Consider the following 26099-nt stretch of genomic DNA (forward strand, 5'->3'; position numbering starts at 1 on the left):
ACAGTTAAGAGGACAAGACACATGGCAAAGCATAAGCACGGCGAAATGGACATTTCCGTTCACGAAAAGACATTTGACGGCTTTATCAAAATGGTCACGCGCGGCGCAATCGCTTGCATTGTGCTGCTGATCTTCATCGGCCTCGTCAACGGCTAATCCATTGTATCGTCGCACATTCATTCTGTCCGCGCCGCTGGCCGGTCTGGCAGCCTGTTCTGCCGAACCTGTCTGGGCACCGGATCAGAAGGTTGCGCTTGCCACCGTACCCCAAGTCGGCCCTGCGTCCCTGACCCTTTACACCATGAAGAACAACGGGTCTGGCAACGGCGCGCACACTGGCTTGATGATCAACGCCAGCCAGCGTGTGCTTTGGGATCCGGCGGGAACTTTCAAAGCTGACGCGCTGCCTGAACGCAACGATGTGATCTACGGCGTGACACCCTATGTCGAAGAGCTTTACGCCAGCTTTCATGCGCGAACGACCTATCACGTGATCGGCCAGAAGATCGTGGTGCCTCAGGCGACCGCGGAAATGGCACTTCAAGCTGTAAAGACTTACGGTGCAGTCCCTAAAGCGAACTGCACGCGTGCAACCTCTGCCATTCTGCAAGGACTTCCCGGCTTTGGAAGCATCGGCAGAACCTATTTCCCGAATAATCTGTTTGATGATTTCGCTGAATTGCCCGGCGTCCAGACCTTTGAAATCCGCGAAAATGACGCCGATGACAAATCCGGTGCGGGTGCTGCAATCAACGAGCTGTTGAGCGAAACCTAAATCTGACCGGTCAGGAAAAGCCCGACATAGAGGGTGAGAACGCCTGCCCCGACGGCCCAGATTACGTTTTTTCGCCAAACCCCGACAATCAGCGTGGCAAGCGTTGCCAGCAATCTTATGGCATCCGGCTCTCCTCCGGTGGCCGTCGGCCAAAGGGCAAGTGGCGCGACCATTCCGGGGAGTACAGCCACCGGCGTAAACCGAAGCAGCCGCAACAGAAACGGATGCAGCGGGCGGTCACCTATCAGCCCAAGGAATGAAAAGCGGATCAAATAAGTGCCGATCCCCATCAATGCGATGATGAGCCAGATTTCAGCTTGGGTATAGTTCACGTCCGTTGCTCCAACCATGTCTCGACCAAGGCCCCTGTCAGCATGGCAGCGCCTGCTGCAATCAGCAGGCCGACACCAGACGGCAGCCCGATAAGCAGCAGGGCAACGGTCGCGGACACGAGTGCCGCCAGCACGTGCGCCAAGGATTTCAGCATCGGCGCGACCATGGCGAGGAACATGATCGGAACGATGAAATCCAATGCGTATTCAGGTGGAATTTGCGCCCCGACAAGGGCCCCGACCGCCGTGCTGCACATCCATGCCGGTGCAATCGGGGTCGCCACGCCAAGGAAAAAGAGTGCTTTGTCGCGCACGGACCAGTCCGGCGCTTTTTCGTATTGTGCGATGCTTACGATATAGGATTGGTCAAAGTTCACGTACGCCACCAATGCCCGCTGCCAAAGCGGTGCCGCCCCCAGATGCGGCACGAGCGACGCCGAGTACATCGCCATACGCAGGTTCACTGCCAACGCAGCCATCAGGACCAGCACGATTGCCGCGTTTTCAACCATCAGCTGCAACGCTGCGTACTGCGATGCCCCCGCTATCACCAGAACCGAGAAACCAAGCGTCTGGCCAAGGGTCAAGCCTGCCTCGGTCGCCACGACGCCGAATACCAGTGCAAACGGTATCGCCATCACCAGGAAAGGGCTGCCGTCTCGTATGCCTTTGAGATAAGCAGATTTGGCGGTGGAGGGATGCATGGGAATAACCTAACTTCTGTGGTGATACTGCTATCGCCGCAACGCTGGAATGACAATTGGCCCAACTCGACGATCTTTCGGATTACATCATCACCCCGGATCCGACCGCGCCGCGGCTTACCCGGTCTGTTGTCGGCACCGATCAGACCGGTGCGCCCGTCACCGCGCAAGTGGTCGAAGAACGGCCCCTGACGATCTTTCTGAACCGGCAGGAAATCGTCACCGCCATGACGATCGGTGACTATCCGGCCTATCTTGCGCTTGGATTCTTGAAAAATCAGGGGATGCTTGCCGATAACGAGACGATCACCGGCATCGACTATGATGAGGAACTCGAGACTGTCGTCGTGCGCACGCTTTCGCAAACAACCTATGAAGAGAAGTTGCAGAAAAAGACACGGACGAGTGGCTGCGCCGTCGGGACTGTGTTCGGTGACATGATGGAAGGGCTTTCCGACGTCACGCTGCCCGATACGCCAATCAAGACGTCGCACCTTTATGCACTGGCCGCAAAGATCAATCGCACGCCGTCGCTTTATCTTGAGGCTGGTGCGATACACGGGACGGTTCTGTGCCAAGGGTCGCGCCCGCTTGTCTATATGGAGGACGTCGGCCGGCATAACGCCGTGGACAAGGTGGCAGGCTGGATGCTGTCCGAAAACGTCACAGCGGCAGACAAGATGCTTTATACGACGGGGCGACTGACCTCTGAAATGGTCATCAAGACGGCGTTGATGGGCATCCCCGTGCTTGCGTCGCGGTCCGGCTTTACCGCTTGGGGCGTGGAAATCGCACAGCAAGTCGGGTTGACCTTGATTGGTCGCATGAAGGGCCAACGTTTTACGTGTCTCGCCGGCGAACATCGCTTGATTCGCGATGCTGATCCGGAGCAGATACAGGACGAACCTGAAAAAGCAGCGCGCAAGGGGGCGACATGGCCGACAGGATAACCATTCGCTTTCGCGCGGATTATCCAAGTGCAAGGTCGGCTATGGCTGCGGCAGACCCGATCATGGAAACGTCCGGGATCTGGCTGCTGCGCAAGGTTCAGTTCTGGACACTTTTCGGCCTTGCAGCATTTGGGGCCATGGCCGCACTCAACATGGTTTTTGGTCCGGTGGACGGTATCGGATATCTCTATGTCACTGTTTTGGGCATTCTTGCGGTCGCCGGATTATTCGCAGTGACAGTGCTGATCGAACGGAAAGCCTACGACGCTTTCGTCAAGACCAGTTTTGCCATGACGGGACAGGCCGAAATTGATGCCGATAGCTTTTCATTCGTCACCGCGCACAGCCGCTGGAGAACAGGCTGGGAAGATGTGATCGAAACCTTCAAAACAACAAATGCGGTCGGCATCATCAATCCGACAGGACCCATTTATATCCCCGCGGCAGCCATGGACGATCCTGAAACAGTTTTTCGCCAGATGCGAAAATGGCATCAAACAGCGCGTGGTAAGACGATATGACGACGTACATCGCAGAATTTGAAGGAGACCACAAAGCAGTCCTTCAATCCATGTTCGCGTCCGGCAACGCCATCACGTCGTGGCGCGTCAAGATCGCGGGTTTCATCCAGTATCTTGCAATGGGCTTTATCGCGCCGATCGGTCTTTTGGGTCTCGCCATGTTTTTCTTTCGCGACTTTGTCCGGGACAATACTTTGCTCGTCTCTCTTGTCGCATTTGCCATCGGCTGGGGCATTGCGAGCCTCACCCGCCTGATCTACGCCGAATTGGCCAAGAGCTGCGCATCCAGCCCATTCGGTGCCCACCAACGCGTCGAAATCAGCGAAAACGGGTTCGTTCTGCGCAGTCGCAACAGCCATTGGCAGACGGGCTGGGCCGATATCAGCGCAGTATTGGAAACCAAACGCGCCTTGTGCGTTGTCGCTTCGGGCGTCGCCCTTTACGTGCCAAAAGCGGAACTAGACGACCCGACGCAAACGTTCAGCGATATGCAACGCTGGCACAAGGCATCGGTGTTCGCATGAAACAGCCAGTGGGTGTCATTCTCGCAGGTGGTCAGGCCACGCGCATGGGCGGTGGTGACAAGGGAATGCTGCAACTTGACGATCGGTCGATCCTAGACCATGTCCTCGCGCGTCTGGAACCACAGGTTGCAGCCGTTGCACTGAACGCCAATGGTGATCCAGCGCGGTTTGCGGACCTGAACCTTCCGATCATCCCGGACAGCATCGCAGGCTTTGCGGGTCCGCTTTCCGGTGTCCTTGCCGGACTTGACTGGGCGGCAGAACAGGACGCCACACATATCGTGACAGCGGCAGCGGATAGTCCGTTCCTGCCCTGCGATCTTGTTCCGCAATTGCTGCTGAATGAAAGCAATGGTCTATGTCTTGCCGCGTCACCGTCCGGGCGGCAACCGACCTTCGGACTTTGGCCGGTTGCGTTGCGCAACGACCTGCGCGCCAGCCTGAATGACGGTCTACGCAAGGTCGTTCAATGGACAAGCAAACACGGTGCAGGTACGGCAGAATTTCCCGACGATGCGGCGTTCTTCAACATCAATACACCTGATGATCTTGCGACAGCAAAGGCCATGTTATGAACATCTATGGCGTTGTCGGGTTCAAGAATGCCGGTAAGACGGGATTGATGGAGCGTCTTGTGGCAGAGATCACCGGACGTGGCCTGACCGTTTCCACAATCAAACACGCCCATCACAGTTTCGACGTCGACCAGCCGGGAAAGGACAGTTACCGACATCGAGAAGCCGGGGCAACGCAAACACTGTTGGCATCCAAGACCCGCTGGGCGCTGATGACAGAGCTTCGCGGTGCCGATGAACCACCGCTTGCGATGTTGCTTTCGCATATTGCGCCTGTCGATCTTGTCCTGATTGAAGGTTACAAGCGCGACCGCCATCCCAAAGTTGAAGCGTTTCGCGCGGAAACCGGCAACCCGTTGCTGGCCCTTTCCGATCCGACAGTCAAAGCCGTGGCCACGGACACGCCACAAGAGCTGACACAGCCGCAATTCGACCTGAACGACACGCAAGCCATCGCTGACTTCATTCTGGGTGAACTTGGCCTATGATGTTTGATGCGGTTCTTACTGTTGATTGGTCGGGTGGAAACGATCGTGGCAAATCACCCAAAAGGGACGCGATCTGGACGTGCATTGGGCGCAATGGCGTAGCCGAAAAACCAATCTACCACCGCAACCGGCAGGATGCAGAAATCTACATACTTGATACGCTCAAGAACGAGCGGCACGCCGGGCGGCGCATACTTGCAGCGTTTGACCTTTGCTTTGCTTTTCCGCACGGCTTTGCAGAAAAACTGACAGGTAATCCTGACCCGCTCGCGCTGTGGGACTGGTTTGAAGAACGTGTGGAAGACAGCCCGACCAAAAACAACCGTTTCGATCTTGCCGCCCGCATCAACGCGCAATTTCCGGGTGTCGGTCCATTCTGGGGCAATGGGTTGCAACGCGATATTCCCGACCTGCCTCGCAAGGGCACAAATCGCGCCGATCATGGGTTTCCTGAAAAAAGAAAGACGGATGTTGTCGCAAAGGGCGCGTTTTCGCCTTGGCAGCTTGCGGGCGCGGGTGCTGTGGGGAGCCAGGTCATCATGGGGTTTCCGACGCTCTCACGGATCAGGAATCGCCTTAGCCGGGACGTGACAGTCTGGCCATTCGAAACGCCGGACTCGGATATCGTACTTGCTGAAACGTACTTCTCGCTTTTGCCGCAGGCATTGGCCGGACACACGCATCCGATCAAGGATGCCGCACAGGTCTCACTTTACGCGGCCACTTTTTCCGGTTTGTCCAATGCTGCTTGGGCCGAGCTTCTGGAACATGACGCTGATGACGAAGGCTGGGTTCTTGGTCTTGGCAAAGAACATTTGCTAACCTCAACACTGGCACCGCCGCCGCTGCGCAACGACTGTTTTGCTTTGCCACAAGGCGCGCATTGGACACCCGTTGACGAGGCGCTGGATCACCTGCGCGAAAACCTACAGCCTGTGACCGGAACAGAGACCGTTGCTGTCTACGATGCTGCCCAGCGCGTTCTGGCCGCAGACGCAATCGCGCAGCGATCCCATCCCCCAGCCCCGAATTCTGCTGTTGACGGATACGCCTTATTGGGGCCGTTGCCCCCGGGGTCGCACGCCATCCCGCTTGTCGCGGGACGCGCCGCGGCAGGATTTCCCTTTGAGGGAACTGTTCCAGATGGACATGCGGTCCGCATCCTGACCGGCGCAAACATGCCCGCAGGCACCGATACTGTCATCCTGCAGGAAGATGTCACGGCCACAGATACGCATATCGCACTGCATGGCCCGATCAAATCTGGTGCGAATTCCAGGCGCGCCGGCGAAGATATGCAAGCGGGCCGTGCGATCCTGAAAGCAGGACGCAAGTTGACCGCCGCCGATCTTGGAACCATGACCGCTGTGGGGATTTCCGAGGTCAGCGTGCGCAGCCGACTTCGGGTTGGTGTGTTGTCTACAGGTGATGAGTTGCGCAATCCGCAGGAAGGTGCAGACGCGGGCCAGATTTTTGACGCCAACCGCCCGATGCTATTGGCCAACCTCAAAGCGTGGGGGTTTGACGCTATCGATCTCGGGCGGGCACCGGACAACCGCGCAAAACTGCGCAAGATTCTGACGAAAGGTGCCGCGCGTTGCGATGCGATGCTGACGTCCGGGGGTGCTTCTGCCGGTGACGAAGACCATATGTCAGCGTTGCTGCAGGATACTGGAACGCTTGCACTGTGGCGGGTTGCGATGAAACCCGGGCGCCCACTTGCGCTTGGGATTTGGGACGGGGTGCCTGTTTTCGGACTTCCTGGCAATCCTGTCGCTGCACAGGTCTGCGCCCTTGTCTTTGCTTATCCGGCGCTGCACCTGATCGCCGGCGCGGGCTGGCGCACGCCAACCGGTTATCAACTGCCTGCCGCATTCAGCAAATCAAAGAAGGCGGGTCGTCGCGAATACCTCCGCGCCCGCATCCATGATGGACAGGTCGAAACCTTTGCGTCAGAAGGGTCCGGTCGTATTTCCGGGCTTTCCTGGGCGACGGGGCTTGTTGAATTGCCTGACGCCGCCATCACTGTCGCGCCCGGCGAACTTGTCCACTACATCCCTTTCGCAGGGTTCAACGTATGATCATCAGCTTCGGCATTCCGGAGCATGATCGCGACCGCGTCGCCGACCTATATTGGCAAGCATTCGAGCAGAAGCTTGGCCTTGTGATGGGACCAAGCGACAAGGGCCGGTCATTCGTGCGCCGTGTTCTGATGTCTGATCATGCGCTGTGCGCCCATACCGACGACGGTGCGCTTCTTGGTGTTGCCGGTTTCAAGACACATGCTGGCGCGCTTGTCAGCGGGACGTTCGCAGACCTGCGCCAGATTTACGGACTGTTCGGGGCCAGCTGGCGCGGTTTTCTTTTGAATATGCTTGAACGTGATACGGAAAACCGCCGCTTTCTGATGGACGGTATTTTCGTGGCACCCGAGGCGCGCGGCAGGGGTGTAGGCACTGCCTTGCTCGGTGCGATCACGGACACTGCGCGCGACCGTGGCTACGAAGAAGTTCGTTTGGACGTGATCGACTCCAACGACAGGGCGCGTGCGCTTTATGAACGGGAAGGATTCACCGCCATCAAGACCGCGCGGCTTGGCCCCCTTCGTCACATTTTCGGGTTTCGGTCGGCAACGACGATGGTTCGGGCCGTGCATCAACCTGATCCAATCAACGCCCCTGCCCCGAAGACCAACGCACCGCCCAGCACCACTTGAAAGACCGCCTTTACGAATGGCGTTTCCATATAGCGGTTCTGGATCCAGGCAATTGCCCAGAGTTCGACAAAAACGACGATCAGCGCGACGACAGTTGCGGTCCAGAAATCCGTGATCAGGTATGGTAATGCATGCCCCAAGCCCCCGATTGTGGTCATCACGCCTGCGGACAATCCACGCTTGTAGGGCGATCCGCGCCCTGAAATCTGGCCGTCATCTGAAGCTGCTTCGGTAAAGCCCATCGAAATTCCGGCACCGACGGACGCGGCGAGACCGACAAGAAAGGTGGTCCACGTGTCCTGAGTGGCGAACGCCGTGGCAAAAATGGGCGCAAGCGTCGAAACTGAACCGTCCATCAAGCCTGCAAGACCGGGTTGAACCCATGTCAGCACAAACTGGCGATGGGCGGCACGTGCCTCATCTTCGGCCTCATCGGAATCGGTCACGGCCTCGGTCAGCTTGTCTGCCCGCGTGACATGACCGGCTTCGGCGGCCGCCAGATCACCCAATAGCTTACGCGTCTCTGCGTCTGTCGTTTTTGCAGCTGCAGCGAGATAGAACCGCTCGGCATCGCGTTCCATCTGGGCCGCTTCTTCGCGCATCCGTTCCAAGCCAAGGTTTTCAACGAGCCAAACCGGGCGGCGGGCGAAGTAACCCGACACGTGCTCGCGTCGGATCAATGGGATCACCTCACCAAAGCGACGCTGGTGGAGCTCGATCAACTGGCGGCGATGGCCGTCCTCTTCCTCTGCCATACCTTCAAAGATGGTGGCCGAGGCGGGGAATTCCGCGCGCAAGCGGTCCGCATACATGCGATAAATCTGCGCGTCGTCTTCCTCGGCCGAAATGGCGAGGCCGAGGACTTCGCGCTCGGACAAGTCCTTGAAGCGGCGGCGGTGTGCAAAACGGGAAAGCATAACAAGACCCCAGAGGTTAGAATGATTCTAATCTATGCAATCTGCGCCAAAGGGCAAGCTCTGAGCGCTTGCCGAAACTGAACTGATCAGTTTATATTTGGATTCATCCCTTTGGAGAGCAGAATGCCGGACGGCACGAACGTCGAAATTAAGCGTGGCCGCAAGTTCGCACAGGTTCTTGCCGGTGCGCGCGAAATCTTTCTGCGCGACGGCTTTGAAGGGGCCAGCGTGGACGACATCGCGCGCGCAGCCGGGGTAAGCAAAGCGACGCTTTACAGCTATTTCCCGGACAAGCGGCTTTTGTTCATGGAAATGGCAAAAGTGGAATGTGCGCGGCAGGCCAATCATGTCATGGATACGATTGATCGCAGCGCACCCATGGCAGATATCCTCCGGTCTGTGTCACGCCAGATCATCGACTTGATCATGTCTGACTTTGCACGCAGCATATTTCGCATCTGCGTCGGTGAGAGCACACGATTTCCCGATCTGGGGCGCGAATTCTATACCAGTGGTCCGCAAATGGGTCGCAAGCGCCTGACTGAGCTACTGCGCATTGGCGTCAGCCGCGGCGATTTGAGAATTACCGATCTGGATCTGGCTGCCGAGCAATTTGCCCAACTTTGCAAAGCCGACCTTTTTGACCGCATGGTTTTTAATATGGCTGACACATTCACGGACGTCGAAAAGGAACGGGTCATCCATGGCGCCGTTGATATGTTCATGGCGCGTTACGGCACCTAGTTTTCTTTCTTGCGCACCTGCAAGCCGTTTCCGGACCCCTTTCGCACTTCAAACTGTCCTGTTCGGGTCAAGAGCTCGCTTAGCTTTGTGCTGCCATAGGTGCGCGGGTCGAAGGCGGGATTCTCTCTATTGATCTGCCTGCCAAGCGGGGACAGATTGTACCAATCCGCTTCGTCATCTAGGCTTTGCATGGCCCGCAGAACCATTGGGACGACTTTTGACGGCGGTTGCTTCTTGGGTGACCCCTGTTTTTCAACGTCCTTGTCACCTGTCGACGGAGCCGCGATGTTTTCGAGAAAGACAAAGCGGTTACAGACTTTGACAAGACTGTTCGGTGTCTTTTCTTCGCCGATGCCAATCACCTTCACGCCATTCTCGCGCAGCCGGTTGGCAAGCGCGGTAAAATCGCTGTCAGAACTGACAAGGACGAACCCGTCGAACCGGCCACTATGCAGGATATCCATGGCGCTGATCACCAAACCGATGTCAGTTGCGTTCTTGCCCGTCGTGTTCGCCGTTTCCTGTTTTGCGACCAGTCCCAGCTCTCGCGATGCCTTGCGCCAGCCATTCAGCGCATCGTTTGACCAGTCGCCATAGACCTGCCGCAAGGCCGGTTCGCCATAGCGTTTGACTTCTTCCAGGATCGCTTCGGCGTACTTTGCAGGGATATTGTCGGCGTCGATCAAAACGGCCAAGAGTTCCTGTTCACGCGGCATTCAATTCTCCAATTCTGGAAGTGCGATGGAAATGTATCGGTTTCGTCATCGAGTGGATCACCATTCAATGCGTATGCAAAGGCGATATCCTGTTCTGCATCATAACGAATCCGACCCTTTAACCGTCAGGCCTTAGTGAAACGACCGCCGCGCGATACTGTGACACCTGCAAATGCAAATGACCCGGCCAGCGACCGGGTCAGCGCATTCGGATTCTGCTGCATCAGAACTCGACGACGGCCCGAATGGATTTGCCTTCATGCATCAGATCAAAACCCTTATTGATGTCTTCAAGCGGCATGGTGTGCGTGATCATCGGGTCAATTTCGATTTTGCCGTCCATGTACCAATCTACGATTTTGGGCACATCTGTGCGTCCGCGTGCACCGCCAAAGGCCGTTCCGCGCCAGCTGCGCCCCGTCACCAGCTGGAATGGACGGGTCGAAATTTCAGCACCAGCAGGGGCAACACCGATGATGATGCTTTCACCCCACCCTTTATGCGCCGCCTCAAGTGCTGTGCGCATGACCTGAACATTGCCCGTAGCGTCAAATGTGTAGTCGGCACCGCCCTGCGTCAGTTCGACCAAATGCGCGACCATGTCGCCCTTTACGTCGTTGGGATTGACGAAATCGGTCATCCCGAAACGCTTGGCCATTTCGACCTTTCCAGGGTTGAGATCCACACCGACAATCTGATCGGCACCGGCCAGCCGCAGCCCCTGAATCACATTCAGACCGATGCCGCCCAGACCAAAGACGATCGCGCGGCTTCCGATTTCGACCTTGGCGGTATTGATGACCGCACCGATGCCCGTGGTGACGCCGCAACCGATGTAGCAAATTTTGTCAAACGGCGCGTCCTTTCGGACCTTGGCAAGCGCGATCTCGGGAAGGACGGTGTGATTGGAAAACGTGGAACAACCCATGTAATGCAGGATCGGTGTGCCATCGAGCATCGAAAAGCGCGACGTGCCATCTGGCATAACGCCGGCACCCTGCGTGCTGCGGATTTTCTGGCAAAGGTTGGTCTTTGGGTTCAGACAATATTCGCATTCGCGGCATTCAGGGGTGTAGAGTGGAATAACGTGGTCACCGACTTCCAGACTTGTGACGCCTTCACCAACTTCGACGACAACGCCCGCGCCTTCATGGCCCAGAATTGCTGGGAACATGCCTTCAGGATCCGCGCCTGACAGGGTAAATTCATCGGTGTGGCAAATACCAGTGGCCTTGATTTCGACCAGTACTTCGCCCGCTTTCGGGCCGTCCAGATTGACCTCCATGACTTCAAGCGGTTTTCCTGCCTCTAGGGCGACGGCGGCACGTGTTCGCATGGTGATCCTCCTTCATGGTGTTGCAACACTGTCCTTTGCCGCGCGCGAAGCGTCAAGACGCATCCTGCGACCCTTGCCAAAGGCACAGACGCGGCGGCATGGTGGCAAGAAAAGAGGTTTTTGATGCGGTATCTCATGCCGATTGCCCTTGCTGGACTGACAGCATGCGGTGCCACAGGTCCAACGGCACCAATATCATCCGGTGCACCGACGGGCCCAGTGGCCGGGTCATTCCCTACTGGACTGGACAATACGTGTAATGGTGAGCGCTATGGCACGCTTGTCGGTCAGGATGCGACAGCGCTTGAACGGGTGCTGATCCTTGGACAGGTGCGTGTCATCCGCCCCGGCATGGTTGTCGCACAGGATTATCGGCCAGAACGCATAAATTTCGAGATCGGCGGCGACAATCGGGTAACGCGGATTACCTGCGGGTAATCGAGCGGAAAACGCAAACCGGTGTACGGCCAACGCTGGCCAAAACCGAGTGGCGGCGCACAACTGCAGCTTTTGCAAATGATCAGGAAAACAAGCGAAGTCCCCGAGGCCGCAAACTGGGTGGGGGCTGTTAATTACGTCCCCGGGGTAGCTCTTCGCTATGCCCTTATATTTGCCGTTTGAATGTGTCCGGCGCATGGGTCGTGAAAGGCAAAGCACGGATCATTTTATGGCGAAAGAGGGGCCGGTCCTTGATTTTGGAAACAATCCCCGCAAGTCTGTAGGAATGTTTATGCAATCGCCTCAACCCAACGTCGCGTTTCCGGATCAGGTTGCGTTCCACCGCACTGAACTCGCACCGATTCTTGCCCTTTATGGTCGCATGGTCGCTGCTGGTGAATGGCGGGATTACGGGATTTCATGCCTGCGTGATCAGGCCGTTTTCTCGGTCTTCCAAAGGACTGCGGAGAATCCGCTTTACCGGATCGAGAAGCGGCCAAAACTACGCCTGAGGCAAGGCCAGTATGCCGTCATTGGTGCAAACGGTCAGGTGCTGAAACGCGGCAATGACTTAAGGCAGGTGCTGCGGGTGCTGGAACGCAAACTTATACGGATCGTCGATTAAAGCCGCTTGCGTACCTGAACAGGACCATCGCCCTGCGTTTCAATCCGGAGACATGCTTGGTCGAACGGCTCGTACCGACAGGCCATGTGATGGGCGTTTGCATGTATCAGCGTTTCTGCATCTACCATCATGCCGACATGACCTTTCCAAAAGATCAGATCGCCGCGTTGCAGCTTTGCGTCGTCCGCTAGAGCGGTGCCCAGATCATCGCACTGCATATCGCTGTCCGCCGGGCAGTTTATGCCGCAGGCGGAAAGCGCAGCCTGGATCAGGCCCGAGCAATCAATGCCGAGGGTTGAATTGCCGCCCCACAGATATGGCACGCCGAAATGCATTTGCGCGATCGTCGCGGGGTCTTCGAATGGGCGGTCCATTGGACGAAGATGCTTTTTCGGGACATATCCAACGTCAGTTTCATAGAACTTCTGACGTTCCGCCTGAACGCGCAGACGCGCGCCAAAGGGTAAGTGAAACCGGGTGGTGGATTTGAAGTCTTCGTCCTGAAAGGCGTGCGTTGCCATGGTGGAAACGAAGTGCGTTGTCGCGACGGAATCAGACAGCCCGGTACTGTCGACATATCCGACGTACCCATCAGGGCAGACCACGAACGAACGGCCATCCACGTCTTCCAGCACGTTGACAAGATCGCCCATCAGACGCTGTCTGTCCCTGCTTCCCCGCGCAGCATCGGCAGTGACCTGCAGATCAAGCACAGGCACAGCGACAGATCGCGAGATACCTTGCGTGAACGCCACACCATCGACAGTTCCCCGCAAACTTTCGTGCGCGACGCGCGCATTCGCCGGATGGAGCCGTTGATCGGTCACAGCTTCAGGAGTTCTGGCAATGCATCCAGAATTGCCCGCGCGCCCATGCCGACGCCGCCTTTGGGACGTGCTGGTGCGGGGGCTGGTTGCCAGCCATAAATGTCGAAATGGATGTAGGGTGCCTCGACAAAGCGGCGCAGAAACAAGGCCGCCGTTATACATCCAGCCATCCCACCTTTGGGTGCGTTATCCAGATGCGCGATGCCAGGTTCGATCATTTCTTCATAGGGATCGTGGAACGGCAAACGCCAGACGGGATCAGCGACCTTGGCCGCGCTGGCCGATATTGCCGCGGCATGCGCGTCATCATCCGTGAAGAATGGCGCTAAATCAGGCCCGACGGCGACACGGGCTGCTCCGGTCAGCGTCGCCATCGAAATCACAAGGTCAGGCGTATCCTCATCCGCGAGCGTCAGTGCATCAGCAAGAACAAGGCGGCCTTCGGCGTCCGTGTTGTTGATTTCAACGGTCAATCCCTTGCGGGACGTCAGAATGTCCTGCGGGCGAAAAGCGTTACCATCGATACTGTTTTCTACGGCCGGGATTAGAACCCGCAATCGCAACTGCAAATCAAGCGCCATGATCATATGCGCAAGACCCAAGGTGGTTGCCGCGCCGCCCATGTCTTTTTTCATCAGCCCCATCGATGCGCCCGGTTTGATGTTCAGGCCACCGGTATCAAAGCACACCCCTTTGCCGACGAGTGTCAGCGTCGGTCCACTGTCACCCCAACGTAGGTCAAGCAAACGCGGCGCACGGCTGGACGCGCGACCGACCGTGTGGATCATGGGAAAGTTGGATGTAATCAGATCATCACCGACAATTTCGTTCACCTCTGCGCCATGTTCACGGGCGAGTTGCCTGGTGGCATCGGCCAGTTCTGCGGGCCCCATATCTGAAGCAGGCGTATTGATCAGATCGCGAGTCAGCGTCTCTCCGGCTGCGATAATTTCAATGCGTTTTGCGTCGATGCCGTCTGGTGCCACCAGATGTGCAATATCAGGAGATTCCGAGCGATAGCGGTCAAACGTATAACTGGCAAGCAACCAGCCAAGTGCTGCCTCTTCAAGGGCCTGACCGGTCAGCCCGCTCGCGATCTGGTAGGTTCCCAGCGGCAACGCGCGCGCGGCTTGTGCAAAATGAAAGCGCCCGCGTTTGCGTACCGTCGCAGAGCCATTGCCAACCAGCACCATTGCGATCGCGCCGGTTTTATCCGGGATGATCAGTGTCGTTCCCGGTGCCCCCTTGAAGCCATGCAACTTTGCCCAATCGGTTGCTTCTTTCGGAATCGTATCCAGATGCTCCGCATCAATGACATGAATCGGGATCGCGTCGGCGGTCGCGGCAGCAAAAGTGAGGGACATGCAGGCTCCTGTATTTTTGCGCTAGGGTAGCGGCTGTTACAGGCGCGACAAGTGGCATTCGAAATGTTGGACGTCGGGATGGTTCAAAAGCATTGAGCGGACGTCTGCAAAACGGTCACACGCTGTCCCGAAAGCTCCAGACTTCGCTCATCGCAAGATCGAAACAACGCTCAAGCCGCGATAGCGTCGCCTCTATCGCGACGCCGTCAGCCTGTGTTGCCGCATTTCCCAGATGGGTTGCCGCCAGCGCCACCTCAGTCAGGCCGATCTGCCCGGCAATCGCCGCCACACGCCGCGCGGGAAGCGGAATATCCCCGAACGCGCTTTGACGATGGTGGTCCTGAATCGCGCTAATCCGGTTCGCAAGATTCGCGAGGGTCCGGCATACTGTTTCTTCTGCGACGTCTTCTCCCTGTGCTGCGTAGATTTCAGCCAACGGGTCGGGATCAAGCGCCAAGCGCCCCCTGAACTGGAGGATCGTCACGGTCGAGCCCGCCTGCACAGGCGCGACGGCAAAGAGAGTGTCATGTTTCATGCGCTCAGCCTAGCGAACGCGCGTTCCCAGAAGGTTGAGACAGATGCAAGAAATCCCTCGAAATTCGTGCAAATGCGACGTATTGAAGAAACAGCCAAAAAGACGACCCGGGACGCCCACATGAAATATGCCAAGCCTTTGCCTGACTATCTGGTCAGACGCTATCATGGCTGGAAGGCCACGACTTATCAGGAAAGCAAGGGCTGGTATCGCAGACTTGCCGAAGACGGGCAGCATCCAAGGGCGATGGTGATCTCGTGCTGTGACAGTCGGGTTCATGTCACATCGATTTTCGGGGCCGATCAGGGGGAATTCTTTATCCACCGCAATATCGCGAACCTTGTCCCGCCCCATAACCCTGACGGTCATCATCACGGCACTTCGGCAGCGCTGGAATACGCGGTTCGCGGCTTGAAGGTGAGCCATATCATCGTGCTTGGCCATTCAGGCTGCGGTGGTGTGGAAGGGTGTTATCAAATGTGTTCGGGCGAGGCCCCGGAACTGGATGATCCCAAAAGCTTTGTCGGGCGATGGATGGACATCTTGCGTCCCGGCTTTGAAGAGCTGCCCAAAGGTGACAAGGCAGAGCGGATGCGGACGCTTGAGAAAGCATCCGTCGTGATTTCGCTTAGTAACCTAATGGGCTTTCCTTTTGTGTCGGACGCCGTCAAGGACGGGAATCTTTCGTTGCATGGACTTTGGCACGATATCGGCGAAGGTGCGCTGGAAGCCTATGACGCAGAAACAGACGGGTTCGTTCCATTCTAGTTCGCAGGTGCCGATCAATCTGATCTTGCATTCTCCTGCCCCAACGTTAAGCAACGGCAAACGTTCGGGGGCCTACCATGTCGGAAATTGTCAACCTCGCATTGGCGAACCTGATATCGCCGATCATTCTTAGCTTTGCGCTGGGTTTGGCTGCCGCGCTTGCCCGATCCGATCTGACAATCCCCGAAGCCGTTGCCAAAGGCATGTCGATCTACCTTCTTTTCGCGATCGGCTTCAAAGGCGGGGCCAGCGTCGCCTCACATGGCGTGGATGGCACCCTTCTTGCAGCGGTCGGTGCGGGGATCGTGCTATCGTTTGGCTTGCCCTTTGTCGCCTTTGGGCTTTTGCGCCTGATCACACGGCTGGAGCCGCTGGATGCCGCTGCTGTGGCTGCACATTACGGATCGATCTCGATTGTCACTTTCGTTGCGGGTACGTCCGTCTTGCAAGAACGGATGATTGACTCTGAAGGCTATATGGTTGCTGTCGCGGCCGCGATGGAAGCCCCGGCCATCCTGTCCGCGCTTTGGCTTGTGGCCCGCGGTGGTGGCAACGGCAAGATGGCACCCGGACTGCTGCGGGAAATCATGCTGAATGGGTCAATCGTCTTGCTGGTCGGATCCTTCGTGATTGGCATGGTGACCGGTGAAAAGGGACTTGCCCAGATCGCACCTTTCATCGTGTCGCCCTTTCAAGGCGTCTTGTGCCTGTTCCTGCTTGATATGGGTCTGATCGCGGGACGTGGACTGCGTCAGGCAAAAGGGATCGTGACACTGCCAATGGTGGCGTTCGGCATCCTCATGCCGATGATCGGGTCGCTGACCGGCCTCGCGCTTGGCGTCGTGATCGGCCTGTCCCTCGGCGGGATTGTGATGCTGATGATCCTTGCAGCATCTGCCAGCTATATTGCTGTCCCTGCCGCTATGCGTGTCGCATTGCCAAAGGCCAACCCGGCTATATATCTCACGCTGTCATTGGGGGTCACCTTCCCGTTTAACTTGACGCTTGGTATTCCGATCTATCTTGCCATCGCCCAAACAGTCACCGGAGGCTGACATGGAAATGCACTCAGCAAAGCGCGTATCGATCGTGATCGAAGCCCCGCTTGAAAGCCGCCTGACCGATGCCCTGATGGAAGCGGGTGTGACCGGATATACGATCATGCCAGTCACCGGCGGTTCGGGCCGATCGGGACAATGGACACGTGATGGTCAGTTGGGCCGATCCGGCATGGTCAATGTGATTTGCCTCATCAAACCGGAACGACTGGACGGTTTGCTTAAAGCCGCTTTCACTGTGGTTGAGCCACATATCGGTGTCGTATCTGTCACCGACGCGCAGGTGCTGCGGGCAGAGCGGTTCTAGAGACCTTCGCCGAATTCCGAAATCAGTGACTGAACCACGGCGCGCAATGCTTCGGGTTCGTCGGCCCCGTCCTTCAACGCCGCCTGATATGTCGCAACTTGCCGGTCTGCACTGGTCCCATCGCGCAAGATGTGGCGTGTGTGCTGGACCTCATCAAGACAGCCCAATGCGCCCGCGTGCGGCGTGACCAGTGCGATCAACTCTTCCAGCATGTCCGAAAAGGGAACCACCTCGCCGGCACCGAAATCGATCAGACCTTTTGAGATGCCATACCGCTGTGCCCGCCAGCGGTTTTCCTCAATGAGGAAACGCTCGTACTGCCGCCAGCGCATGTTTTGGCGACCTAGGCTGTGCAGCATCGCCATGATGCTTTGCGTCAGGGCCGTCAGGGCCATGGCATCGTCAATGCGAGGTGAGACGTCGCAAATGCGTGACTCGAGCGTTGGAAACCGCGCCGAGGGTCGCAGATCCCACCAGATTTTGGTCGAGTCCTCGATGATTCCCGTGTCCACGATCGCCTGAACCGAGCGATCGAATTCAGAATAGCTGGCAAATATGGGCGGGATGCCAGTGCGTGGCAAGTTGTCGAAAACGGTCAACCGATAGGACCGCAATCCTGTTTCAGTGCCTTCCCAGAATGGAGAGGACGTCGAAAGTGCCAGCAGATGCGGTAAGAAATACGAGAACTGATTCAAAAGATCGATCCGCAGATCATCATCGTCGATCCCGACGTGAACGTGCATCCCGCAGATGAGCATCCGCCGGGCCACCCCTGCAAGATCCTTTTCAAGCGTCCGATACCGTTCCTTTTCGGTGAAATTCTGTTTGTGCCAATCCGCGAACGGATGGGTGGAGGCCGCAATCGGCGCGAGGCCATAGTGACTGCAGACGTTTTTTACCGTGCGACGCAGATGCGCCAGATCCGCGCGTGCCTCTGCGACCGTTGCGCAAACACCGGTGCCGACTTCGATTTGGCAACGCAGGAACTCTGGGCTGACCTTGTCCCCCAGTTCATCAATGCAGTTCTGCATCAACGCGTCGGGTGCAGCTACAAGGTCCAGCGTTTTTGCATCAACGATCAGGTATTCTTCTTCAACACCCAGCGTGAATGGCGGCGGAGAATGGTCCATCGTCGATCTTCCTTGCACAGCATTTCCGTAAAGCTAACAACTTTGCCGCGAATGTCAGTATTGAATGCCTGACGGTCCCCTTTCGGGGAAAGCCCCCCGTTTCGTCGCAAGATGGATGGCCGGACGATAGCGGTGCTTATTCCAACCTGAACCCGCTGGGCCACGTCAGTGCGTAATCGACGATGATCTGCGTTTCCTCTCCGGCAGCTAGGTCGATTGTCCATTCCAAGACACCGCGCTGCCCGTTGAACTGTGACAGCTCATAATCGGGGTCGGCGGTATACGTGATCTCTAGGTCTGTCTGTTCCGAATAGGGTGCCCCTTCAAAGACCTGGATCTGCCAGTCCTCGGTCGTGAGGTTTTCCAGCGTCAGCGTTACGGTTTCATTGCGTTGGTTTTCCTGCGCGATAATACCGACCGCACCCTGTAACAGGTTTGGTGCATTGCGCTTGGTCAGAAGTCCCTGAATGCCGCCAAAGCCGATCTCGGTCGTTTGACCTGGCTGGATTCGTCGCAGATCATCGAAACCGACAAGAACGCCGTTGGCAAAGTAACGGGCCGGACCGTCCAGCAAAATATCGTCGCCGTTCGTAAACTTGACCATTCGGTAGGCAACGTTTTCCTTTGCCGGCACGGCGCGGGCGCGTTGTGTCGCATCAAAGGTCAGTTCATCCAATGGCAGCCGCAAGTCTTCGACACCGTTGCGGATGCTTACCGGGCGTGGATAGTCATACGACGCAGCGATTCCATCGGGGGATCGGCGCGACAGAGAAACTGTTGCGGGTATATCGGCAACAACGACTGGTGCCTCCAGAACAGCAGGTGCGAGTCCGCCAGAATTCCCGGTGTCCAAGCGCTGACGTGCCAGATATTCCTCTTCGCTGATGATGCTTTTGCGTTCACCGAAGGCACGATAAGGCGTTGCGCGTCCGCTGGGTTCGGCTGTGGACAGGATCAATGCGACATCGACCCAGTCCTGCCCGGTACTTTGGGAAATGACCACGTTGCGTTCGATCAGCAGCGTTGGACTGTCGCCAGTGGTCAGCCGGAGATTATAGTCAGGGGCCCAGGATGCCTCGCCCTCAATGCTTGTGATATCAAAGCCGACACTGGTGGCTTCGGCGACATCAACGGCAAAGGTCAGTGTGGCACGGTCGTCTGACGGCGCGATCAAGGCAGCCAGCGCCTGTTCGGCGGTTGCCAACGCTTTTCTGTCGTCCGCCTGCGCACGTTCCGCTGCAAGAGCTTCTTGTTCGGCTGCAAAGGCGGACCGTCTTAGCACAAGAATTTCCGCGCCTACCATGTCTGCCAGTGCTTGAACCGCGCCTACATCATCCGGGTCTGTGGTTGTTGCAGTAAGCCCACGCAAGAATGCGACCTGTTCTTCTGCTGCAAGCGACCGCAATCTGATTTCGCTGATGGCCACATCACTTTGGCGCAGCACTTCTTGCAACCGGTCGACTTCGGCTTGGGCGGCCAGAACGTTTTCGGATCTGGTGTCAGGCAAAGCGGGCATACGTCCTGTGGCAAGGTTAACGGCCCCGATCGTGATGCCCTGATCTGCAGTGACTTCAACAAACTCTGCACGCAGCTGCGCTGGTAGATTAGGCACGATGATCGTGTGATTTCCCGCGGGCAGGTCGATCGTCGCCTCGCGCAGGACGCTGGCAGCGCTGGGATAAATGGTCACGGCGGTCGGGTCTGCGGTAGCGACAAAGGTCTCGGCTGAAACGATCTGCGCGGTGACTGCGAATGTGGCTGCTGCGATTGGTGTAAGGCGCATGGCGTACTGTCCCTGTATTTTTTGTTTACCATGCCCAGCAGCGTCCGCATTGCCAAGTTAACAATCGCGTCGTCATGAAAGAAACCCTGCCGCGATTGCGACAGGGTTTCCGGGTCGATTAGATCTGTCGTTTCGCCTTCTAGCCTTTCTTAAGGCACTCGCGTCCAAGCAGTTCGGCGATCTGGACGGCGTTCAATGCCGCACCTTTGCGCAGGTTGTCGGACACGCACCACAGGTTCAGGCCGTTGTCGATCGTAGAATCCTGACGGATGCGCGAAATGAAGGTCGCGAAATCGCCGACACATTCGATCGGTGTCACGTAGCCACCGTCTTCGCGCTTGTCGATCACCATGACGCCCGGTGCTTCGCGCAGGATGTCGCGGGCTTCGTCTTCATCAAGGAACTCTTCGAATTCGATGTTGACCGCTTCGGAGTGACCTACGAACACAGGCACGCGGACACATGTCGCCGTGACCTTGATGGATTTATCGACGATCTTCTTTGTCTCCGCGACCATCTTCCATTCTTCCTTGGTCGACCCGTCATCCATGAAAACGTCGATATGCGGAATGACGTTAAACGCGATCTGCTTGGTGAACTTCTTGGGCGGCTTGTCGTCGGTCGGATTGTAGATGGATTTGGTCTGGTCCCACAGTTCATCAATCCCTTCCTTGCCCGCTCCGGACACGGATTGGTAGGTGCTCACGACGACGCGCTTGATCCGCGCGCGATCGTGCAGCGGCTTCAAAGCCACGACCATCTGAGCTGTCGAACAATTCGGATTCGCGATGATATTCTTGTTCTTGTAGCCGTGGATCGCATCCGCGTTCACTTCGGGGACAATTAGCGGCACTTCGGAGTCGTAGCGATAGAGCGACGAGTTATCGATCACGACACATCCGGCCTTTGCAGCCAAAGGCGCATATTTCTTGGTCGCATCGGACCCGACAGCAAACAGCGCCATGTCCCAACCCGTGAAGTCGAACGTATCAAGGTCTTTCGTGGTTAGGGTTCTGTCGCCGAAAGATACTTCGCTCCCCAGCGATTTTCGGCTGGCCAACACTGCAATTTCATCCACAGGGAACTGACGCTCCGCGAGGATATTGAGCATTTCGCGACCCACGTTGCCCGTGGCGCCAACGACGACGATTCTATAACCCATTGATCCTATCCTTGGTTAAACCGCTGCCCCTTTACCGTGCAGGCGCAGCGAAGGGAAGGATTAGTCCGTGCGATCGCGACTGAAGAGGTAGGCAACCAGCCCCAATGCCATCACACTTGCGAAAAAGATGAAGATCAAAACGTAGGGATCATGCGCCTGTTTCCAGTTCGTCACGCCATAGGTGTGAATCGGTCCTGTCGCAAATTGGGCAAGCCCGACCCCGCCAATACTGAATAGGTTCATCAGGGTGACACCACGTCCTGTCAGGTGCGGCGGGACGAAAGCCTTGGCATGGGCGATCAGTACTGCGTATGTCGATCCGCCCAGACCGACAGCCGCCAGAAGCGCGGTTGAAACCCAGAGATCCCGACTCGGCGCGAGAATAAGCCCGATCAGTGCGACAAGCCCGATACTGTTGCCGACAAAGATCACCCATTTTCGTGTTCCAAGAATCCGATCCAATGGCCCATACAGGAAATTGCCCGCGATCATGGCCAGGCCCATAATCAGCGTCACCACACCGATTGTCTGCGCATCTGACAAGAAAACGTCCGCAACGTAAGGACCGGCCCAAAGTCCGCGAATCCCGGCAGCCGGCGCATAATTGACGAAAACCATCGCGATGATCGGCCAGAGCACCGGCATTTTCAGAAGGTCCAGCACCGAACCCTTTTCAGTGCTTTCGACGCGTTCAGGGTCTGTCACCAGAACCCAGATCAGGACGGCAACGATCAGTGATAGGCCGCCCAGCCCCAACATGGTCTCGCGCCAGCCAAGTGCTGCAACAGTCCAGGCCATCGGGGCGGAGCCTGCGATATTTCCAAGCGATCCGATACCAATCATCGCCCCCGCAAGGGTCGCGAACATTCTTGCGGAAAAGCCGCGCGCCAACAGGTAGTATCCGGCCATCAACACAGGCGAACAACCGACGCCAATCAGGGCCATCGCAAGCGTGATATGCAACGGGCTTTGTGCCAGCGCGAACACAAGCGCGCCGCCGCCTGCCCCAAAGGCAAAAAGGGCGGTTGCCGTGCGGCGAGGTCCGATCCGGTCAAGCGCTGATCCCACCGGGATCTGCATCGCTGCAAAAACAAGAAACCAAATCCCGGACGCAAAGCTTAGATCGCTGGGGGCTGCACCGATATCTGCCTGAAGATCGACGGTCAGAACCGGCAGGAAGGCCCGATAGAACTGCGACAGCACATAGGCGAGGATCAGAACAAATAAGCCGCGCTTCACGATTTCGCCTGCGCTACGGTCGCCTGCGCCGCCAGTAAGGGCGACGTCAGTACGGGTATTCCAAGATCTGCCAGCAATGGTGCCGCGCCCTGCATGGAGGCTTGCGCGAGAACTACACTGTTATGGTCATTCACAGCCGTTCGCACTGACGCGGCGACTGCAGTGGCAAAGCCGGTTTTGTCACCATTCTCGAAAAACGGCCATGCCCCGGCGCAACAATGAACCGTCACATCCAATGGCAGACCAAGCCCTTGCGTAGCGGATTCCAGAACGGAGAGTGACGGGCCGCGCGTGCTTTCCAGACAGATGGCCATCAAAACCTTCGGGCCGGTTCTGACCGCCTCTTCCATCATCGGGCGATCCACGCGCAACACGCGCGGGTCTGCAAGCTCATCAACCATCGTGCCAAGTGTGGAACAGGTGCACAGCACTGCATCGCCATCCAGTGCCGACAATGCCGCAAGCGTATCAGCGCGGATGCCGGGGATACCTTCGGTCTGGGCGCGCGCCAACAGATCACCACGAATGACATGCGAAACCTCTGCCTGCGGTGCGATTTCCCTGAATAAGACATCGAACGTCGGGATATGAATGTCCATTGTATGCAGGCAGGTTATTTTCATTCCGGTTTCGTGACATGCGGCCCATGGCTGCACAAGTGTCAATCTGACTGGACACACACCCATGCCCAGCTAGAGTGCCGTCATGAAAGATGCCCTTCCCGACTTTGCCGAGGCACCCGCGCGAACGCTTTGCACTGATTGCGGCGTTTCGCGGATGAAAGATCCATCGGCTTGCGGGGCGGCCTGTCAGTTTATCAAGCCGGATTACGATGGTGCCGAAAGCCGCGTGCATGGGCGCAAAGCTGGTGACGGTGACGAAACATTTTTTGGCGTCACGCAAGCGATGTATCGCGCAGCGCTTACGCCCCCCAAACAAGACGCGCAATGGACAGGAATCACGACGCGACTGGCCGAAAAACTGCTGGAAGATGGTGCCGTTGATGCTGTCCTTACGATGGTTCCCGATGCGCACGATCGCTGGAAACCAGTACCTGCGATCATCACACAAGCGCGGGATATGGCCCGCGCGCGCGGCATGCGCATGGGATACGCACCTTTGCTTGCCCTTCTGGAACCCGCAGCAGAGGCAGGGCACAAGAAGATCGCTGTCATTGGTATCCCGTGTCAGGTCTATGCGCTGCGCGCGCTTGAAGAAAAACTGGGTTTCGAAAGGATCTACGCAATCGGAACACCCTGTTCAGACAACACAACGACCGAGAACTTCCATTCGTTTGTTGACCGACTTACCGATGCGCCTGAAACGGTCACATACCTTGAATTCCGCGCGGACTATCATGTTGAACTTCGGTTTGAGAATGGGCGGAAAGAACTTATTCCATTCCTCAAGCTACCGATTTCGGACCTGCCTGCGGATTTCTTCCCACTCACGTGCAAGACCTGTGTCGATTACACGAACAGGCTTGCCGACATCACTGTCGGTTACATGGCGGGCGAAGGCGATCAATGGCTGATTGTGCGCAATGGACGTGGGGCAGAAATGCTTGCCGGAATCAGGAACGAACTGACCCTTGATGCACCGCGCAGCAAAGGCAACCGGACAGGCGCAGTCAAAGGATTCATCACCAATACGAGGCTTGCGGCAGGTGGCCTGCCCGTCCGACGCATGCCCAATTTCATGCGAGGCGTGATGGGATGGCTTATGCCAAAGATCGGACCGCGCGGGTTGGAGTTTGCAAGAGCACGGCTGGAAATGAAGGCGGCGGAAACGGTTTTGCACTTGGAACGGGAGGCGCCTGCAAAGATGAAAAACATGGTTCCGAAGCATGTCTGGCAGTTGGTCGCACCCTATGGTTTCAAGAAGTCAGAGTCTAGAAATCCACGCGATGACACGCATCAATAGTACACGGATGGACTGATCGTTTCCTGTTTGGCGACAATGGATAAGTTATTAACTTTATTTACAAAAATAGACACTCCGTCAGTTGACACATTATTGACATAATTGCCGAACCCAGCATTAAGTATCTGGACGCCAGCGGTCCTTTGACATGCTTGCTTTTGTTTTCAGTTTTGTTCTGTGGGGGAATGTCATGATTGCTGAAATCGTTTATTTGCCAACAATTCTTTTGATCGCGCTCGGCTTGTTGCTGCTGGATGGTGGGTCGTCCGACAGCGATGATGACAACGACACCGGAGAAGGCACACTTGGCGTCGGAGAGGACGGCAACGGCGAAGGAGAACCGCCAACCGAACCCCAACCTGTCGCGGGAGAGAACGTGCGGCTGGAAGAGCCCGGTGCCTTCGAAGGTAATGCCGGCGACGACCAGATTTTCGGCAGCGACGGAGATGACGACATTTCAGGCGGCGAAGGCGACGACCGTGTGTTTCTGCGAGGCGGTGACGATACCTCTACCCCGTTGTCTGGTGATGCATCTGGCGATGACTTTATTCGTGGAGGCGATGGTGACGACGTAATTATCGACGACTTGGGATCGAACACGATTTTTGGTGATCTTGGTGATGACAGTATCGATACGCAGGACGCCGGATCAGAAGGCACGCCTGATACGGTTCATGGCGGGTTTGGGAATGACCTTATCTTTGCGGACGACGGCGATACTGTTACGGGCGGTGGCAGCCGTGACGAATTCGTCGTAAGCACGTTTGTCGGCGATGAAGACCCCGTGACAATCACTGATTTCACGGAAGACGAACGACTGATTATCGAATTGCCCGCCGGACCAGCCGAAACTGCAACCGCGGCGTTGTCAGATGATGGCGAAAACACTGAAATCACGGTAGCCGGGCACACAGTCGCAATCCTGGCTGGCTTTACCGATATCGATGCCCTCGACATCGTTTTCGTCGAGACGCCTAACATCATTGGCACCGACGATTCTGAAACTTTGGCCGGTACAGAATTTGGCGACTACATCCTTACCGAAGCCGGCGACGATGTGGTCAATGCCGGAGATGGTGATGATTTGATCCTGCTCCGCACCGACTCTGCTGACGGTCTGAGCAATAACAACATTATCAACGCCGGTTTGGGCGACGATACCGTTGAAGGCGACCAAGGCGACGACATCATATACGGCAGCCTTGGCGCAGATAGTCTGACTGGCGGCGGCGGGTCGGACAGTCTTTATGGCGGGTTTGGTGCCGATCGGCTGGAAGCTGTCGAAGGTGACGGGTCGGATGATCCTGATGTCCTTGACGGAGGAGCCGGTGCGGATGTCTTGATCGGGAACGATGGTGATACGATGACGGGCGGCGAGTGGCGCGACACGTTTGTATCGGTCGCGTTCCGTGATGGTGATGACGTCATTACTGTTACCGACTTCGATGTCGCCGAAGACACGATTGAAATCAGCGGCGCTGGCGCATTGACCTATGCTGCGGCAAATGGTGGTGCCGATACGCGGGTGCTGCTTGATGGCGAAGCTGTATTTCTACTGTTGGGCGTAACGCCCGCCGAAATGGCTGCCGCGCAAGTTTCCGTGGTCGACTGACGCCTGCTGATTGAGAGAAAGAGGGGCCGT

At 56.9% G+C, this 26099-nt stretch carries 30 protein-coding genes; 17 read left to right on the forward strand and 13 right to left on the reverse strand.

What is annotated here, in order from left to right; all coding sequences use genetic code 11:
- The first annotated feature begins 21 nt into the window (after positions 1 to 21).
- A complete protein-coding gene (locus BMY44_RS12555; RefSeq protein ID WP_089995367.1) occupies positions 22 to 156 on the forward strand; it encodes an aa3-type cytochrome c oxidase subunit IV in 135 nt (44 codons plus the stop codon).
- Between the two features lie 4 nt (positions 157 to 160).
- On the forward strand, positions 161 to 775 hold the full coding sequence (locus BMY44_RS12560) for a hypothetical protein (RefSeq protein WP_089995368.1): 615 nt from the start codon (positions 161 to 163) through the stop codon (positions 773 to 775).
- Here the strand turns inward: BMY44_RS12560 and BMY44_RS12565 are convergent.
- Together BMY44_RS12565 and BMY44_RS12570 are read right to left on the reverse strand one after the other, a co-directional pair.
- Positions 772 to 1107: an AzlD domain-containing protein gene (locus tag BMY44_RS12565; protein ID WP_089997152.1), complete on the reverse strand. Its 336-nt coding sequence runs from the start codon at positions 1105 to 1107 to the stop codon at positions 772 to 774. The genes BMY44_RS12560 and BMY44_RS12565 overlap by 4 nt on opposite strands.
- Positions 1104 to 1811, reverse strand: coding sequence for an AzlC family ABC transporter permease (locus BMY44_RS12570; RefSeq protein ID WP_089995371.1), 708 nt, complete (start codon positions 1809 to 1811; stop codon positions 1104 to 1106). Before BMY44_RS12570 ends, BMY44_RS12565 begins: the two co-directional genes overlap by 4 nt.
- A 56-nt stretch (positions 1812 to 1867) precedes the next feature.
- Between BMY44_RS12570 and BMY44_RS12575 the strand changes: the two genes are divergently transcribed.
- From BMY44_RS12575 to BMY44_RS12605, 7 genes are read left to right on the forward strand one after another with little or no spacing between them, the layout of a single operon-like run.
- Positions 1868 to 2761 carry a formate dehydrogenase accessory sulfurtransferase FdhD gene (locus BMY44_RS12575; protein ID WP_089995373.1) on the forward strand — a complete coding sequence of 298 codons (894 nt, stop codon included), beginning with the start codon at positions 1868 to 1870 and terminating at the stop codon, positions 2759 to 2761.
- Positions 2746 to 3282, forward strand: coding sequence for a hypothetical protein (locus BMY44_RS12580; RefSeq protein ID WP_131801606.1), 537 nt, complete (start codon positions 2746 to 2748; stop codon positions 3280 to 3282). The genes BMY44_RS12575 and BMY44_RS12580 overlap by 16 nt, the downstream gene beginning before the upstream one ends.
- A complete protein-coding gene (locus BMY44_RS12585; RefSeq protein WP_089995379.1) occupies positions 3279 to 3806 on the forward strand; it encodes a YcxB family protein in 528 nt (175 codons plus the stop codon). The genes BMY44_RS12580 and BMY44_RS12585 overlap by 4 nt, the downstream gene beginning before the upstream one ends.
- The gene (gene mobA, locus BMY44_RS12590; RefSeq protein ID WP_089995383.1) at positions 3803 to 4381 is read left to right on the forward strand and encodes a molybdenum cofactor guanylyltransferase MobA; all 579 of its coding nucleotides are present in this window, start codon (positions 3803 to 3805) and stop codon (positions 4379 to 4381) included. Before BMY44_RS12585 ends, mobA begins: the two co-directional genes overlap by 4 nt.
- Positions 4378 to 4869 carry a molybdopterin-guanine dinucleotide biosynthesis protein B gene (gene mobB / locus BMY44_RS12595; RefSeq protein WP_089995385.1) on the forward strand — a complete coding sequence of 164 codons (492 nt, stop codon included), beginning with the start codon at positions 4378 to 4380 and terminating at the stop codon, positions 4867 to 4869. The genes mobA and mobB overlap by 4 nt, the downstream gene beginning before the upstream one ends.
- Positions 4866 to 6950 carry a molybdenum cofactor synthesis domain-containing protein gene (locus BMY44_RS12600; protein WP_089995388.1) on the forward strand — a complete coding sequence of 695 codons (2085 nt, stop codon included), beginning with the start codon at positions 4866 to 4868 and terminating at the stop codon, positions 6948 to 6950. Before mobB ends, BMY44_RS12600 begins: the two co-directional genes overlap by 4 nt.
- Complete coding sequence (locus BMY44_RS12605) at positions 6947 to 7585, forward strand: GNAT family N-acetyltransferase (RefSeq protein WP_089995390.1); 639 nt, start codon at positions 6947 to 6949, stop codon at positions 7583 to 7585. Before BMY44_RS12600 ends, BMY44_RS12605 begins: the two co-directional genes overlap by 4 nt.
- Here BMY44_RS12605 and mbfA read toward each other — a convergent pair.
- Complete coding sequence (gene mbfA, locus BMY44_RS12610; protein WP_089995393.1) at positions 7525 to 8502, reverse strand: iron exporter MbfA; 978 nt, start codon at positions 8500 to 8502, stop codon at positions 7525 to 7527. The two genes, BMY44_RS12605 and mbfA, sit on opposite strands and share 61 nt — an antisense overlap.
- 123 nt (positions 8503 to 8625) lie before the next feature.
- Here mbfA and BMY44_RS12615 point away from each other — a divergent pair, with 123 nt between their 5' ends.
- Positions 8626 to 9246, forward strand: coding sequence for a TetR/AcrR family transcriptional regulator (locus BMY44_RS12615; RefSeq protein WP_089995396.1), 621 nt, complete (start codon positions 8626 to 8628; stop codon positions 9244 to 9246).
- Here the strand turns inward: BMY44_RS12615 and BMY44_RS12620 are convergent.
- On the reverse strand, positions 9243 to 9962 hold the full coding sequence (locus BMY44_RS12620; protein ID WP_089995398.1) for an NYN domain-containing protein: 720 nt from the start codon (positions 9960 to 9962) through the stop codon (positions 9243 to 9245). The two genes, BMY44_RS12615 and BMY44_RS12620, sit on opposite strands and share 4 nt — an antisense overlap.
- Before the next feature lie 223 nt (positions 9963 to 10185).
- Positions 10186 to 11298, reverse strand: coding sequence for an S-(hydroxymethyl)glutathione dehydrogenase/class III alcohol dehydrogenase (locus BMY44_RS12625; protein WP_089995402.1), 1113 nt, complete (start codon positions 11296 to 11298; stop codon positions 10186 to 10188).
- 123 nt (positions 11299 to 11421) lie between these two features.
- Here BMY44_RS12625 and BMY44_RS12630 point away from each other — a divergent pair, with 123 nt between their 5' ends.
- Both BMY44_RS12630 and BMY44_RS12635 read left to right on the forward strand, forming a co-directional pair.
- Positions 11422 to 11736: an I78 family peptidase inhibitor gene (locus BMY44_RS12630; protein WP_089995406.1), complete on the forward strand. Its 315-nt coding sequence runs from the start codon at positions 11422 to 11424 to the stop codon at positions 11734 to 11736.
- A 286-nt stretch (positions 11737 to 12022) separates the two neighbouring features.
- Positions 12023 to 12361, forward strand: a complete 339-nt coding sequence (locus tag BMY44_RS12635; RefSeq protein WP_089997153.1) for a DUF2794 domain-containing protein — start codon at positions 12023 to 12025, stop codon at positions 12359 to 12361.
- Here the strand turns inward: BMY44_RS12635 and BMY44_RS12640 are convergent.
- The 3 genes from BMY44_RS12640 to BMY44_RS12650 all read right to left on the reverse strand — a co-directional run bounded on the left by BMY44_RS12640 (position 12358) and on the right by BMY44_RS12650 (position 15087).
- Positions 12358 to 13188 (reverse strand): C40 family peptidase, encoded by an 831-nt coding sequence (locus tag BMY44_RS12640; RefSeq protein ID WP_089995409.1) that lies wholly within the window; start codon positions 13186 to 13188, stop codon positions 12358 to 12360. The two genes, BMY44_RS12635 and BMY44_RS12640, sit on opposite strands and share 4 nt — an antisense overlap.
- Positions 13185 to 14552, reverse strand: coding sequence for a leucyl aminopeptidase family protein (locus tag BMY44_RS12645; RefSeq protein WP_089995412.1), 1368 nt, complete (start codon positions 14550 to 14552; stop codon positions 13185 to 13187). Before BMY44_RS12645 ends, BMY44_RS12640 begins: the two co-directional genes overlap by 4 nt.
- Before the next feature lie 115 nt (positions 14553 to 14667).
- Positions 14668 to 15087 carry a hypothetical protein gene (locus tag BMY44_RS12650; protein ID WP_089995415.1) on the reverse strand — a complete coding sequence of 140 codons (420 nt, stop codon included), beginning with the start codon at positions 15085 to 15087 and terminating at the stop codon, positions 14668 to 14670.
- 120 nt (positions 15088 to 15207) lie between these two features.
- Here BMY44_RS12650 and BMY44_RS12655 point away from each other — a divergent pair, with 120 nt between their 5' ends.
- The 3 genes from BMY44_RS12655 to BMY44_RS12665 all read left to right on the forward strand — a co-directional run bounded on the left by BMY44_RS12655 (position 15208) and on the right by BMY44_RS12665 (position 17220).
- Entirely contained in the window at positions 15208 to 15855 is a 648-nt protein-coding gene (locus BMY44_RS12655) for a carbonic anhydrase (RefSeq protein ID WP_089997154.1), read from the forward strand.
- A 77-nt stretch (positions 15856 to 15932) separates the two neighbouring features.
- Entirely contained in the window at positions 15933 to 16910 is a 978-nt protein-coding gene (locus tag BMY44_RS12660) for a sodium-dependent bicarbonate transport family permease (protein ID WP_089995418.1), read from the forward strand.
- Position 16911: 1 nt separating this feature from the next.
- Positions 16912 to 17220 (forward strand): P-II family nitrogen regulator, encoded by a 309-nt coding sequence (locus BMY44_RS12665; RefSeq protein ID WP_089995422.1) that lies wholly within the window; start codon positions 16912 to 16914, stop codon positions 17218 to 17220.
- Here the strand turns inward: BMY44_RS12665 and BMY44_RS12670 are convergent.
- The 5 genes from BMY44_RS12670 to BMY44_RS12690 form a co-directional block, all read right to left on the reverse strand.
- Complete coding sequence (locus tag BMY44_RS12670; protein WP_089995425.1) at positions 17217 to 18350, reverse strand: carboxylate-amine ligase; 1134 nt, start codon at positions 18348 to 18350, stop codon at positions 17217 to 17219. The two genes, BMY44_RS12665 and BMY44_RS12670, sit on opposite strands and share 4 nt — an antisense overlap.
- 136 nt (positions 18351 to 18486) lie before the next feature.
- Positions 18487 to 20133 carry a DUF4139 domain-containing protein gene (locus tag BMY44_RS12675; protein ID WP_089995427.1) on the reverse strand — a complete coding sequence of 549 codons (1647 nt, stop codon included), beginning with the start codon at positions 20131 to 20133 and terminating at the stop codon, positions 18487 to 18489.
- A 139-nt stretch (positions 20134 to 20272) separates the two neighbouring features.
- Positions 20273 to 21295 (reverse strand): aspartate-semialdehyde dehydrogenase, encoded by a 1023-nt coding sequence (locus tag BMY44_RS12680; protein WP_089995431.1) that lies wholly within the window; start codon positions 21293 to 21295, stop codon positions 20273 to 20275.
- 60 nt (positions 21296 to 21355) lie between these two features.
- Positions 21356 to 22534 (reverse strand): MFS transporter, encoded by a 1179-nt coding sequence (locus tag BMY44_RS12685; protein WP_089995434.1) that lies wholly within the window; start codon positions 22532 to 22534, stop codon positions 21356 to 21358.
- Entirely contained in the window at positions 22531 to 23157 is a 627-nt protein-coding gene (locus BMY44_RS12690) for a hypothetical protein (protein ID WP_089995436.1), read from the reverse strand. Before BMY44_RS12690 ends, BMY44_RS12685 begins: the two co-directional genes overlap by 4 nt.
- Positions 23158 to 23239: 82 nt before the next feature.
- On the opposite strand from BMY44_RS12690, the gene BMY44_RS12695 reads away from it, so the two are divergent.
- Both BMY44_RS12695 and BMY44_RS12700 read left to right on the forward strand, forming a co-directional pair.
- A complete protein-coding gene (locus tag BMY44_RS12695; RefSeq protein WP_089995440.1) occupies positions 23240 to 24457 on the forward strand; it encodes a Coenzyme F420 hydrogenase/dehydrogenase, beta subunit C-terminal domain in 1218 nt (405 codons plus the stop codon).
- 190 nt (positions 24458 to 24647) lie between these two features.
- On the forward strand, positions 24648 to 26069 hold the full coding sequence (locus BMY44_RS12700) for a calcium-binding protein (RefSeq protein ID WP_165611842.1): 1422 nt from the start codon (positions 24648 to 24650) through the stop codon (positions 26067 to 26069).
- Positions 26070 to 26099 lie beyond the last annotated feature (30 nt).

It is taken from the genome of Cognatiyoonia koreensis (genome assembly GCF_900109295.1).
In the GTDB taxonomy this organism is placed as follows: Bacteria; Pseudomonadota; Alphaproteobacteria; order Rhodobacterales; family Rhodobacteraceae; genus Cognatiyoonia; species Cognatiyoonia koreensis.